This window comes from Kitasatospora sp. GAS204B, from assembly GCF_029892155.1.
GTDB lineage: Bacteria > Actinomycetota > Actinomycetes > Streptomycetales > Streptomycetaceae > Kitasatospora.
Genome location: NZ_JARZAG010000040.1, coordinates 1 through 12334 on the forward strand (window position 1 = coordinate 1; position 12334 = coordinate 12334).

A 12334-nucleotide genomic window follows, 5' to 3' on the forward strand; every position below is an offset into this window, starting at 1 on the left:
GGGATGTCAACATATCTGGCGTTGACTTTTGGCACGCTGTTGAGTTCTCAAGGAACGGACACTTCCTTCAAGCCGCTCTCGCAAGCTCTCCGGGCATTCGTTTCAGTGTTACTGCGTTCTTTCGTGTCCTCAGCGTATCACGCGAGTTTCGTTCGGATTTCACCGGACATTCACTCAGCGTTGGCGCTGGATTTACAACCGCCTCGCGGCGACTCGGCCAACCATAGACCCTCTGGGCCGGTGCGCCTAATCGGGCATGGTGCACCTTGGGCCAACCGAGTGCCAGCACCGCGCGACCTGGCGCGCCGGAGCGATCGTCGGACTCACTCGGATGCCGTAGAGTGCGGCGCGTCGACCAAGAGGACTAGACCACTTGTGTCACCTGAGGGCCTGTCCGGCCCGGGATCCGGGCGGCGGCCGTGGCCGGAGTGAGTGCGGCGGGTCGCGCGGGACTGCCTGGGTGGGTGATGCCTTATATGACGGTCTGTCCGAAGTTGACATGATTTAGGCTTCAGCCGACACATCCCGCCGCTGGCCGCGGCAGCACGCTGTACGTACTCCGCACCTGGGAGGCTCCACCATGACCACAGTGACGTCGCCGCTGACCGGCCGCGCCATTGGACTCGCCAATGTCCCCGACCCCGTCTTCTCGGGCGCGATGGTGGGTCCTGGTACCGCCATCGACCCGGTGCGTGAACCCACTACGGCGGTTGCGCCGGTGGACGGGCTGGTCGTCTCCATGCACCCGCACGCGTTCGTGGTGATGGACGCGGACGGCCACGGTGTGCTGACCCATCTGGGGATCGACACCGTGCAGTTGAACGGGGAGGGCTTCGAGCTGCTGGTCAGCAAGGGCGACCAGGTGAAGCGCGGGCAGCCGGTGATCTCGTGGAATCCGGCCGCGGTGGAGGCTGCCGGCAAGTCGCCGATCTCGCCGATCGTGGCGCTGGAGGCCTCGCTGGAGCAGCTCGGCGCGGTGGCCGAATCCGGCGAGGTCGCCACCGGCGGCGAGCTCTTCACCTGGAACTGACGGACCCTACGGAACGCCGGACAGTGCCCCGTCCCTCGTGGTCTGGTGGGGCGGGGCTGCGATGCGGGCGAGAGGAAATGAAGCAGATGGAGAAGACGCTGCGCGGCGTGGGTGTCAGCCACGGGGTCGCCATCGGTCAGGTGCGGCACATGGGGACCGCGGTGCTGGAGCCCCCGACCACCCGGATCCCGACCGAGGACGCGCCGCGCGAGCAGGCGCGGGCCAAGGCGGCCGTGGACGCGGTGGCCGCCGATCTGATCGCGCGCGGCAACCTGGCGGGCGGTGAGGCCCAGGCGGTGCTCGAGGCGCAGGCGCTGATGGCGCAGGATCCCGAGCTGATGGCGGATGTCGAGCGCCGGATCGCGGTGGGCAGCAGCGCCGAGCGCGGTGTCTACGACGCGTTCGCCGCCTACCGGGCGCTGCTGGCGGCGGCCGGTGAGTACCTGGCAGGCCGGGTGGCGGACCTGGACGATGTGCGCAACCGGATCGTGGCCCGTCTGCTGGGCGTGCCGATGCCGGGCGTGCCGGACAGCGACGAGCCGTATGTGCTGCTCGCCCGGGACCTGGCGCCGGCCGACACCGCGCTCCTCGACCCGACCCTGGTGCTCGGCTTCGTCACCGAGGAGGGCGGGCCGACCAGCCACTCGGCGATCCTGGCGCGGGCCCTGGGTGTGCCGGCCGTGGTCGCGTTGCCGGGGGCGACCGGGATCGCCGAGGGCGTCGTGGTGGCGGTGGACGGCAGCAGCGGCGAGGTGCTGATCAGCCCGAGCGAGGCGGAGCAGGCCGAGCTGCGGGCGCTGGCCGCCGAGCGCAAGGCGGCGCTGGCGGCGTCCTCGGGTCCGGGGCGGACCTCGGACGGGCATCTGGTGCCGCTGCTCGCGAACGTCGGCGGTCCCGGTGACGTGGCGGCGGCGCTGGAGGCCGGTGCCGAAGGCGTCGGGCTGTTCCGTACCGAGTTCCTCTTCCTCGACGACTCCAAGCGGGCGCCGAGCGAGGAGACCCAGGTCGAGGCCTACCGCAAGGTGCTGGAGGCCTTCCCGGAGGGTCGGGTGGTGGTCCGGGTGCTGGACGCGGGCGCTGACAAGCCGCTGGAGTTCCTGACCCCGGCCGACGAGCCGAACCCGGCGCTCGGGGTGCGCGGTCTGCGCACGCTGCTGGAACACCCGGAGGTGCTGCGGACCCAGCTGCGAGCGCTGGCGACGGCGGCCGCGGGCCTGCCGGTGCACCTTGAGGTGATGGCGCCGATGGTGGCGGACCGGGCGGATGCCAAGGCGTTCGCGCTGGCCTGCCGGGAGGCGGGGCTGGAGGCGAAGTTCGGCGCGATGGTGGAGATCCCGTCGGCCGCGCTGCGGGCGCGCTCGATCCTGGAGGAGGTCGAGTTCCTCTCGTTGGGGACCAACGACCTGGCGCAGTACACCTTCGCGGCGGACCGTCAGGTCGGTGCGCTGGCTCGGCTGCAGGACCCGTGGCAGCCGGCGCTGCTGGATCTGGTGGCGGCGGCCGCCTCGGCGGCGCAGGCGGCCGGGAAGAGCTGCGGGGTCTGTGGCGAGGCAGCCGCCGACCCGGTGCTGGCCTGCGTGCTGACCGGTCTCGGCGTGACCAGCCTGTCGATGGGTTCGGCCTCGATCCCGTACGTCCGGGCCTCGCTGGCGACCTTCACGCTGGCGCAGTGTCAGCGGGCCGCGGCGGCCGCTCGGTCGGCGGACAGCGCGGAGGAGGCGCGGACCGCCGCGCAGCAGGTGCTGTCCGGCGAGTGAGCCGGAGGCAGGCGTAGCGAAGGGGCCCCCGCCGTGGCGGGGGCCCCTTCGTCGTGGTCAGCCGCGGCGTTCGCGGCCGAGGCGCTCGAAGAAGCGCAGGTGGTCGAGGTTGTCGACGGAACCGGGGTTGACCGCCTGGTCGAGCGGGGTGCCGGCGAGCAGGCGCTTGACCGGGACCTCGATCCGCTTGCCGGTGAGGGTGTGCGGCAGGCCGTCGACGGCGATCACCTCGTCGGGGACGTGGCGCGGGGAGAGCTGCTCGCGCAGCACGGTGCGGATCCGGCCGCGGAGCTCGTCGTTCAGCTCGGCGCCGGGGGCGAGGACGACGAAGAGCGGCATCCAGTAACCGCCGCCGTCCTCCTCCAGGCCGATCACCAGGGACTCGGCGATCTCGGGCAGCCGTTCGACCACCTCGTAGATGTCGGAGGAACCCATCCGCACGCCTTGGCGGTTGAGGGTGGAGTCGGAGCGGCCGTGGATGACCACGGTGCCGTGCGAGGTGATGGTGATCCAGTCGCCGTGGCGCCAGGTGCCGGGGAACATCTCGAAGTAGCTGTCCCGGTAGCGGGTGCCTTCGGGGTCGTTCCAGAAGCCGGTGGGCATGGACGGGATCGGCTTGGTGACCACCAGTTCGCCGACCTCGTCGGTGTGCGGCTTTCCGTTGACGTCCCAGGACTCGACGGCGGCGCCCAGGCAGGGGGCCTGGATCTCGCCGAGGTGGACCGGGAGGGTGGGGACGCCGCCGACGAAGCAGCTGCAGACGTCGGTGCCGCCGCTGACCGAGGCGAGCCAGACGTCCGGCTTGACCTCGTCGTAGATCCAGCGGAAGCCGTCGGGGGGCAGCGGGGAGCCGGTGGTGCCGATGCAGCGGACGGCGGACAGGTCGAGGTCGCGGCCCGGGTGCAGGTCGGCCTTGCGGCTGGCGATCACGTAGGCGGCGGAGGTGCCGAGCACGGTGGCGCGGGTGCGGGCGGCCACCTCCCACAGGGCGCCGGTGGTGGGGTGGCCCGGGCTGCCGTCGTAGGTGACCACGGTGGCGCCGACCAGCAGGCCGGCCACCAGGAAGTTCCACATCATCCAGCCGGTGGAGGTGTACCAGAGGAAGCGGTCGTCCGGGCCGAGGTCGAGGTGCAGGGCGGCCTGCTTGAGGTGCTCGACCAGGATGCCGCCCTGGCTCTGCACGATGGCCTTGGGCAGGCCGGTGGTGCCGGAGGAGTAGAGCACCCAGAGCGGGTGGTCGAAGGGGAGCTGTTCGAAGACCGGCGCGGTGTCGGCGGCGGTGAGCTCGGCCCAGTTCAAGGCGCCCTCGGGAGCCGGGGTGCCGAGCAGCGGGACGTGCACCACCGCGCGCAGGGTGGGCAGTTCGCGGCGCAGCTCGGCGACCACCTCGGTGCGGTCGTGGTTCTTGCCGCCGTAGTGGTAGCCGTCGACGGCGAACAGGACGACCGGCTCGATCTGCTGGAGGCGGTCGAGCACGCTGCGGGCGCCGAAGTCCGGGGCGCAGGAGGTCCAGATCGCGCCGATCGAGGCGGTGGCGAGCAGCGCGACGATGGCCTGCGGGATGTTGGGCAGGTAGGCGCCGACCCGGTCGCCGGGTCCGACGCCCTGGGCGCGCAGCGCGGCGGCCAGCGAGCCGACCTGGCGGCGCAGTTCGGCCCAGCTGAGGGCGGTCGGCTCGGCGGTGGTCTCGTCCAGGTGCAGGATCGCGGGGAGCTCGGCGTGGGCCGGGTCGGCGCCGAAGCGCAGCGCGTGCTCGGCGTAGTTGAGGGTGGCGCCGGGGAACCAGCGGGCGCCGGGCATCGCCGGGTCGGCGAGCACGGCCTGCGGCGGCGTGCCGAAGCGGACGTCGAAGTACTCGGTGACCGCGGTCCAGAACCGGCTGAGGTCATCGGTGGACCAGGCGTGCAGGTCGGCGTAGCGGGCGGCGGCGGTGGCGTCGTCCGGGACGGGGGCGAGCGGGGCGGCGGGGGCGCCGTGGTGCTCGGCGGCCCAGGCCTGGAAGGCGACCAGGCGGGTGGCTGCGGCCACCTCGGGGGTGGGGCGCCAGAGCGGCTCGCTCGCCGCTCCGGCGGGGGCCTGGTCCTTGGGTGGGGTGCTCACGGTGGTGGTCTCCCGGCCGGAGGATGGGGGCGGGGTGGCGCTGGTGGCGGTTCCCCTCCCCGTGCGTACGGACGGTGCAGACCCTGCCACGTGATCGTCCGGTGCGCCAGGGGCGACCTGGCGGTCGGCCTCAGGCCTGGCCGAGGCGCTCCAGTGCGAGGGCGGCCAGCAGGGCGGCGGTGTCGCCGAGTACGGCGTCGTCGAAGACGGCCTGCGGGGCGTGGTTGTAGGCGGCCGTGGTCGGGTCGGTGCCGGGTGGGCAGGCGCCGACCATCAGGTAGGCGGCGGGGACGTGCTCGGCGACCACGGCGAAGTCCTCCGAGCCGGCGATCGGGTGCGGAAGCTCGAAGAACCGTTCGGCGCCGAGCAGTTCGCGGGCGGTGCGGGCGGCGAACTCGGTCTCGGCCGGGTGGTTGACGGTGACCGGGTAGCCCTCCTCGACGACGGCTTCGGCGGTCAGCCCGTGCGCCTGCGCCACGCCGCGGGCCAGGCGGGGCGCCTCGGCGAGCACCCGCTCGCGGGCCTGCGGGGAGAACGAGCGGATGGTCGCGGAGAAGACCGCCTGGTCCGGGATCACGTTGGCGGCCGTGCCGGCGTGGAAGCTGCCGACGGTCAGCACCACCGGGTCCTGGACGTCGAACCGTCGGGTCGCCAGGGTCTGCAGGGCCAGGACGGCCTCGCAGGCGACCGGGACCGGGTCGAGCGCCAGGTGCGGGCTGGAGCCGTGGCCGCCGTGGCCGTGCACGGTGACGGTGAGCGTGTCGGAGCCGGCCAGCACCGGGCCGGGGCGGGTGGCGACCAGGCCGAACGGCAGCTGGGCGGCCCCCACGTGCAGCGCGTACGCAGCCACCGGCGGCTCGCCGGCGGCGGTCAGCACGCCCTCGTCGATCATCACCCGGGCGCCGCCGGCCCCCTCCTCACCGGGCTGGAACATCAGGATCACCGCGCCGGGCAGTTCGGCCTGCCGCTCGGCCAGCAGTCTGGCGGCGCCGACCAGGGCGGCGGTGTGCAGGTCGTGGCCGCAGGCGTGCATGGCGCCGGGGATGGTGGAGGCGAAGGGCAGCCCGGTGGCCTCCTGGACCGGCAGCGCGTCCAGGTCGGCGCGGAGCAGCACGGTCGGGCCAGGCCGGCCGCCGCGCAGCACGGCGGTGACCGAGCTGAGGCGCTTGCCGAGGGTGATCTCCAGCGGCAGGCCGGCCAGCGCGGCGAGCACCTTGGCCTGGGTCAGCGGCAGCTCGAGACCGATCTCCGGGTCCTGGTGCAGCGCGCGGCGCAGGGCGACCAGCTCGGGCTGCAGCAGGGCGGCGGATTCACGCAGGGTCGAGGTCATGGCGGTACTCCTCGCGGGACGGGTGCGATCGTGATCTGGTCATGCTGCCTCGGCGGCCGGCAGGGCGGCGGCGGACGCACGGATCTCGCCGTGACGGGCTGCCGCGCGCACGGATCTGCCACCGGCCGCCGCCGCTACCCTGACGGTATGTCGAACTACGCGCGTGGGGAGCGGCAGCGGTTGGCGGAGCTGCTGGCGGCGGCGGGACCGGACGCGCCGACGCTCTGCGCCGGCTGGCTGACCCGGGACCTGGCCGCGCACCTGCTGGTCCGCGAGGGCCGTCCGGACGCGGGGCCGGGGATCCAGCTGCCGCTCTTCGCGGGCTGGACGGCGCGGGTGCAGGCCGGGTACGCGGCGCGCCCGTACGCCGAGTTGGTCGCGCGGTTCCGGGCCGGGCCGCCGCAGCTGTCGCCGTTCGCGCTGCCCGGGGTGGACGAGCTGGCCAACGCGGTGGAGTACTTCGTACACGCCGAGGACGTCCGGCGGGCGGTGCCGTGGGAGCCGCGGGCGGTGGATCCGGCGTTGGCGGAGCTGCTCTGGCGCCGGTTGCCGATGCCGGCCCGGTTCGAGGTGGGGCGGCGCACGCCGGTGCGGTTGCTGCTCTGCCTGCCGGACGGGCGCAATCTGACGGTGGGTCAGCGGCGGCCCGGCTCGGTGCGGGTCACCGGGGAGCCGGCCGAGCTGCTGCTCTTCGCGTTCGGGCGCGGGGCGCAGGCGCGGCTGAGCGTGACGGGGCCGGCCGCGGAGCTGGCACAGCTGCGGGACGCGGTGGCGCTGCCGGCGGAATAGGCGAGGGGGTGGCGCCGGTGGCGGGTCAGCTCCGGGGCCGGTACTCCCCCGCGAACCAGGCGGCGGCCACCCTGGTGTGGAAGGGGAAGGCGAGCTGGATCGGGGCGTCGATCAGCTGCCAGCCCTCGGTCTCGTCGGTGGGCACGGAGGGCGGCAGGGCGGTCAGGTCCTGGGCCGGGAGGAGCGCGAAGAGGCAGAGGAAGCCGCCCGCGCTGTCCGAGTCGGTGGCGACCAGGGTGACGTCGGCGGCGTCGGCGTGGATGCCGGTCTCCTCGCGCAGTTCGCGCACCGCGGCCTGCTGCCAGCTCTCGCCGAAGTCGACGTAGCCGCCGGGCAGGGCCAGCAGGCCGTAGCCCGGCTCGATGGTGCGGCGGATCACCGCCAGGCTCTGCCCGCCGTCGGGGCGGTTGACCGGGAGCAGGCTGACCGTCACGGGCAGCGGGTTGCGGTAGCTGATCTCGCCGCAACCGACGCAGGTGCGCGGCCAGTCGGTGGTGCCGGCCGGGTAGGCGGCGCCGCACCAGTGGCAGTGCGCCCAGGGGCCGAAGGTGGCGGGACGGCCCTGAGCAGCAGCCTGGTGAATGGTCATGGGGTGGATGGTAGTCCGCACGGCTGACGGCGGGGCTACGGTGCGGATGAGAGGTGTCAGGAGAGGTGATGGCGGTGCGGTCGGAGTTCGGGCGGTCGGAGTTCGGGCAGGCGCTGGCGGCGGATGTGCTGGTGCTGGACGGCGGGTTGTCGAACCAGTTGGCCGCTGCCGGCGAGGACCTGGCGGACGGGGCGCTCTGGTCGGCGCGGCTGCTGGCGGACGCGCCCGAGGCGCTGGTGGCGGCGCATCGGGCGTACTACGCGGCCGGCGCCGAGGTGGTGATCACGGCCAGCTACCAGGCGAGCTTCGAGGGGTTCGCCCGGCGCGGGATCGGGCCGGACGCGGCGCGGCGGCTGCTGGCGTCGAGCGTGACGCTGGCCCGGGTGGCGGCCGACGGTGTCGGAGCTGAGGATGCCGCGGCCGGTGGGCGGCGGCGCTGGGTGGCGGCCTCGGTGGGGCCGTACGGCGCGGTGCTGGCGGACGGCTCGGAGTACCGGGGGCGGTACGGGCTGAGCGTGGCCGAGCTGGAGCGCTTCCACCGGCGGCGGATCGAGGCGCTGGTGGCGGCCGAGCCGGATGTGCTGGCCCTGGAGACGGTGCCGGACGTGGTCGAGGCCCGGGCGCTGGTGCGCGCGGTGCGTGGTCTCGGGGTGCCGGCCTGGCTCAGCTATACCGTGGCCGACGGCCGGACCCGGGCCGGGCAGCCGCTGGCCGAAGCCTTCGCGGTGGCACTCGACGCGCCGGAGGTGGTCGCGGTCGGGGTCAACTGCTGCGCGCCGCAGGAGGTGGGCCCGGCGGTGCGGATCGCCGCGCGGGTGACCGGCAAGCCGGTGGTGGCCTACCCGAACAGCGGTGAGCGCTGGGATCCCGCCACCCGGTGCTGGTTGGGCGCGGCCACCGGGCCGGCGGACTTCGCCACCGGCTGGGTGGCGGACGGGGCACGGCTGGTGGGCGGTTGCTGCCGGGTCGGCCCGGCGGGGATCGCCGAGTTGCGGGAGCGGCTGGGCGGTTGGCGAGCAGGCGGGCGCGGCCGTCGTCGCTGATGGCCCCGGCAGGTGACGGCGAAGAGAACGGCCGAGAACCGGTAGGCGACGTGCGAATCAGCGGCCGCGCCTGGCAGACTCAGGACGATACCCCCGCAGTCGACATGACCACGAACTGTGCGACATTGTCGAACACCCGCCAGACTGTCTCCCGAACCGTTTGCCAGAATTGCCAGTGGAGGTCCCCCATGCCCGGCCCGATCCAGTCGCTCTCCCGGGCCGCCGCGATCATGCGCCTGCTGGCCGGCGGCGAGCGCCGGCTGGGCCTGTCCGAGGTGGCCACCTCGCTCGACCTCGCCAAGGGCACCGCACACGGCATTCTGCGCACCCTGCAGCAGGAGGGCTTCGTCGAGCAGGACCCGGAGAGCGGCAAGTACCAACTGGGCGCCGAGCTGCTGCGGCTCGGCCAGAGCTACCTGGACGTGCACGAGCTGCGGGCCCGCGCCCTGGTCTGGGCCGACGACCTGGCCAGGGCCGGCGGCGAGACGGTCTACCTCGGGGTGCTGCACCAGCACGGCGTGCTGATCGTGCATCACGTCTTCCGCCCCGACGACACCCGCCAGGTGCTGGAGGTGGGCTCGATGCACCCGCTGCACAGCACCGCGCTCGGCAAGGTGCTGCTGGCCTACGACCCGGTGGCCCGCGGCGAGCTGGGTGACGCACCGCTGGAGGCCTACACCCCGCGGACGCTCACCTCGCTGGAGGACATCGACGCCGAGTGCGCGCTGATCCGCGAGCGCGGTTGGGCGGACGCGATCGAGGAGACCTGGGAGGGGGTGGCCTCGATCGGCGCGCTGATCCAGGACCGCCGGCGCAACCCGGTCGGCGCGGTCTGCGTGAGCGGGGCCGTGGAGCGGGTCTGCGAGGACGGCTTCGTGCGGCCGCAGCTGGTCGCCTCGGTGCGCGACGCGGCCCGGGCGATCTCCCGCGACCTGGGCGCCGGGCGGTTCTGAGCGGGCCGGACGCGAGCCGGCGCCGGACCGGAACGACCGTCGGACGATTACGGAGGGTGGACAGGATTCCTGTCCACCCTCGGTGTTTTGTCCGCATTTTCAGCCATTCGACTGCTAGCTTCGCGAGGCCGCGGGCCCGGTCGGGCGAGTGGAGGGTCACAGGGAGGTCACCCGGCCTTGACGTAACCGCCGCCAAGGGGAAAACTCCCGCATAGCGGTCGACAATGTCGAACGGTGGCCGCCGGAAGATCCGAGCTCAGCCCGATCAGCCGCACACCGGTCGTCACCCCACCGCAGGGCCGCCTCCCAACGACGGGAAGCCCGAACCCGCCACGGTCTCCCCCGCCGTGGCACTCTCCCCCACCCTGCCTGCCACGGGCTCGGCCCACTAGGCACCGGCCATTTGGACAAAGGAGTCTTTGTGTCCGCCTTCTCGAACGGCGATGTCTTCGTCGGCGAAACGCTCGGCACGGCCGCGCTGATACTCCTCGGCGGTGGCGTCTGCGCCGCCGTCACGCTGAAGAAGTCCAAGGCCCTGAACGCCGGTTGGGTGGCCATCACCTTCGGCTGGGGCTTCGCGGTCATGGTCGCCGCGTACATGGTCGCCCCGAAGTCCGGTGCCCACCTGAACCCGGCCGTCACGCTGGCCCTCGCCGTCAAGAGCGGCGACTGGAGCCAGGTGCCGCTCTACCTCGGCTCCCAGCTGCTCGGCGCGATGATCGGCGCCGTCCTGGTCTGGCTGAGCTACCTCGGCCAGTTCCAGGCCAACGAGGAGCCCACGCTGGGCATCTTCTCGACCGGTCCCGAGATCCGGAACCCGATCCAGAACCTGCTCACCGAGATCATCGCGACCATGGTGCTCTGCATGGCGATCCTGACCCAGGGCCTGACCAAGGGCATCGGCCTGTCCGGCATCGGCGTGCTGATCACCGCGTTCACCGTGGTCGGCATCGGCCTCTCGCTCGGCGGCCCGACCGGCTACGCCATCAACCCGGTCCGCGACCTCGGCCCGCGCATCGTGCACTCGCTGCTGCCGATCCCGAACAAGGGCGGCTCGGACTGGAGCTACGCCTGGATACCGGTCGCCGGCCCGGTCATCGGCGGCCTGCTCTCCGGCCTGCTGTACAAGGGCCTGTTCTAACGGCACCGTGCTGACAGCGTCACGCCCCCACCCACCCCTCAGAGCCGAGGACTTGAGTCATATGACCGCCAATTACATCGCCGCGATCGACCAGGGCACCACCTCCAGCCGCTGCATCATCTTCGGCGCCGACGGCCGGATCGTCGCCGTCGACCAGCAGGAGCACCGCCAGATCTTCCCGCAGCCCGGCTACGTCGAGCACGACGCCGCCGAGATCTGGACCCGGGTGCAGTCCGTGGTCCGCGGCGCGCTGGAGAAGGCGAACCTGACCAAGGACGACATCCGCGCGATCGGCATCACCAACCAGCGCGAGACCACCGTCCTGTGGGACAAGAACACCGGCGAGCCGGTGCACAACGCGCTGGTCTGGCAGGACACCCGCACCGAGGCGCTCTGCCGGGAGCTGGGCCGCAACGTCGGCCAGGACCGGTTCCGCCGCGAGACCGGCCTGCCGCTGGCCAGCTACTTCGCCGGCCCGAAGATCCGCTGGCTGCTGGACAACGTGGAGGGCCTGCGCGAGCGTGCCGAGGCCGGCGACATCCTGTTCGGCACCATGGACACCTGGGTGATCTGGAACCTCACCGGTGGCGTCAACGGCGGCAAGCACATCACCGATGTCACCAACGCCAGCCGCACCATGCTGATGAACCTGCAGACCCTGGCCTGGGACGAGAAGATCGCCGAGTCGATGGGCGTCCCGCTCACCGTGCTGCCGGAGATCCACTCCTCCGCCGAGGTCTACGGTGAGGCCGTCGGCGACCTGGCGGGCGTGCCCGTCGCCTCCGCGCTCGGCGACCAGCAGGCCGCGCTGTTCGGCCAGACCTGCTTCAACGTCGGCGAGGCCAAGAGCACGTACGGCACCGGCACCTTCCTGCTGCTGAACACCGGCGAGAAGGTGGTCCACTCCTACAACGGCCTGCTGACCACGGTCGGCTACCGGATCGGCGACCAGGCCCCGGTCTACGCGCTGGAGGGCTCGATCGCGGTCACCGGCTCGCTGGTGCAGTGGCTGCGGGATCAACTCGGCATCATCTCGACCGCGGCCGAGATCGAGACCCTGGCCAACACCGTCGAGGACAACGGCGGCGCCTACTTCGTGCCGGCCTTCTCCGGTCTCTTCGCCCCCTACTGGCGCTCCGACGCGCGCGGCGTGATCGCCGGTCTGACCCGGTACGTGACCAAGGGCCACCTGGCCCGCGCCGTGCTGGAGGCCACCGCCTGGCAGACCCGCGAGGTCGTCGACGCGATGGAGAAGGACTCCGGCGTCACGCTGACCGCCCTCAAGGTGGACGGCGGCATGACCTCCAACAACCTGCTGATGCAGAACATCGCCGACGTGCTGGACGCCCCGGTCGAGCGCCCGTTCGTGGCCGAGACCACCGCGCTCGGCGCGGCCTACGCGGCCGGCCTGGCCGTCGGCTTCTGGAACGACCTGGACACCCTGCGGGCCAACTGGCACCGCGCCGCCGAGTGGACGCCGCGGATGGACGAGGCCACGCGCGAGCGCGAGTACAAGAAGTGGCTCAAGGCCGTGGAGCGCACCATGGGCTGGGTGGAAGAGGACGACCAGGAGAGCTGAGCAAGCCGCCGGCCGGGGCAGCG

10 protein-coding genes are annotated in these 12334 nt (G+C 72.8%); 7 read left to right on the top strand and 3 right to left on the bottom strand.

The genetic code is table 11. The features are described 5' to 3' along the window. Positions 1 to 580 precede the first annotated feature (580 nt). Both P3T41_RS33835 and ptsP read left to right on the top strand, forming a co-directional pair. Entirely contained in the window at positions 581 to 1030 is a 450-nt protein-coding gene (locus tag P3T41_RS33835; RefSeq protein WP_280694461.1) for a PTS glucose transporter subunit IIA, read from the top strand. Between the two features lie 86 nt (positions 1031 to 1116). Continuing rightward, the gene (gene ptsP / locus P3T41_RS33840) at positions 1117 to 2787 is read left to right on the top strand and encodes a phosphoenolpyruvate--protein phosphotransferase (protein WP_280694508.1); all 1671 of its coding nucleotides are present in this window, start codon (positions 1117 to 1119) and stop codon (positions 2785 to 2787) included. A 57-nt stretch (positions 2788 to 2844) separates the two neighbouring features. Here ptsP and P3T41_RS33845 read toward each other — a convergent pair whose 3' ends face one another. Then, entirely contained in the window at positions 2845 to 4887 is a 2043-nt protein-coding gene (locus P3T41_RS33845; protein WP_280694462.1) for an acetoacetate--CoA ligase, read from the bottom strand. Positions 4888 to 5017: 130 nt separating this feature from the next. After that, the gene (locus tag P3T41_RS33850) at positions 5018 to 6217 is read right to left on the bottom strand and encodes a M20 family metallopeptidase (RefSeq protein ID WP_280694463.1); all 1200 of its coding nucleotides are present in this window, start codon (positions 6215 to 6217) and stop codon (positions 5018 to 5020) included. 147 nt (positions 6218 to 6364) lie between these two features. On the opposite strand from P3T41_RS33850, the gene P3T41_RS33855 reads away from it, so the two are divergent. Further along, positions 6365 to 7006, top strand: coding sequence for a TIGR03085 family metal-binding protein (locus P3T41_RS33855; RefSeq protein ID WP_280694464.1), 642 nt, complete (start codon positions 6365 to 6367; stop codon positions 7004 to 7006). A gap of 25 nt (positions 7007 to 7031) precedes the next feature. On the opposite strand, the gene P3T41_RS33860 is transcribed toward P3T41_RS33855, so the two are convergent. After that, a complete protein-coding gene (locus P3T41_RS33860) occupies positions 7032 to 7595 on the bottom strand; it encodes an NUDIX domain-containing protein (RefSeq protein WP_280694465.1) in 564 nt (187 codons plus the stop codon). A 68-nt stretch (positions 7596 to 7663) separates the two neighbouring features. On the opposite strand from P3T41_RS33860, the gene mmuM reads away from it, so the two are divergent. The 4 genes from mmuM to glpK all read left to right on the top strand — a co-directional run bounded on the left by mmuM (position 7664) and on the right by glpK (position 12311). Continuing rightward, on the top strand, positions 7664 to 8638 hold the full coding sequence (gene mmuM, locus P3T41_RS33865) for a homocysteine S-methyltransferase (RefSeq protein ID WP_280694467.1): 975 nt from the start codon (positions 7664 to 7666) through the stop codon (positions 8636 to 8638). Positions 8639 to 8826: 188 nt separating this feature from the next. Continuing rightward, positions 8827 to 9591 (top strand): IclR family transcriptional regulator, encoded by a 765-nt coding sequence (locus P3T41_RS33870; protein ID WP_280694468.1) that lies wholly within the window; start codon positions 8827 to 8829, stop codon positions 9589 to 9591. 421 nt (positions 9592 to 10012) lie between these two features. Continuing rightward, positions 10013 to 10732, top strand: coding sequence for an MIP/aquaporin family protein (locus tag P3T41_RS33875; protein WP_280694469.1), 720 nt, complete (start codon positions 10013 to 10015; stop codon positions 10730 to 10732). Between the two features lie 61 nt (positions 10733 to 10793). Then, positions 10794 to 12311: a glycerol kinase GlpK gene (gene glpK, locus P3T41_RS33880; RefSeq protein WP_280694470.1), complete on the top strand. Its 1518-nt coding sequence runs from the start codon at positions 10794 to 10796 to the stop codon at positions 12309 to 12311. Positions 12312 to 12334 lie beyond the last annotated feature (23 nt).

Excerpts from the sequence above, each read along its gene's own strand:
- P3T41_RS33835 (WP_280694461.1), top strand. The coding sequence starts at position 581 with ATGACCACAGTGACGTCGCCGCTGACCGGCCGCGCCATTGGACTCGCC.
- ptsP (WP_280694508.1), top strand. The coding sequence starts at position 1,117 with ATGGAGAAGACGCTGCGCGGCGTGGGTGTCAGCCACGGGGTCGCCATC.
- P3T41_RS33850 (WP_280694463.1), bottom strand. The coding sequence starts at position 6,217 with ATGACCTCGACCCTGCGTGAATCCGCCGCCCTGCTGCAGCCCGAGCTG.
- P3T41_RS33855 (WP_280694464.1), top strand. The coding sequence starts at position 6,365 with ATGTCGAACTACGCGCGTGGGGAGCGGCAGCGGTTGGCGGAGCTGCTG.
- P3T41_RS33860 (WP_280694465.1), bottom strand. The coding sequence starts at position 7,595 with ATGACCATTCACCAGGCTGCTGCTCAGGGCCGTCCCGCCACCTTCGGC.
- mmuM (WP_280694467.1), top strand. The coding sequence starts at position 7,664 with ATGGCGGTGCGGTCGGAGTTCGGGCGGTCGGAGTTCGGGCAGGCGCTG.
- P3T41_RS33870 (WP_280694468.1), top strand. The coding sequence starts at position 8,827 with ATGCCCGGCCCGATCCAGTCGCTCTCCCGGGCCGCCGCGATCATGCGC.
- glpK (WP_280694470.1), top strand. The coding sequence starts at position 10,794 with ATGACCGCCAATTACATCGCCGCGATCGACCAGGGCACCACCTCCAGC.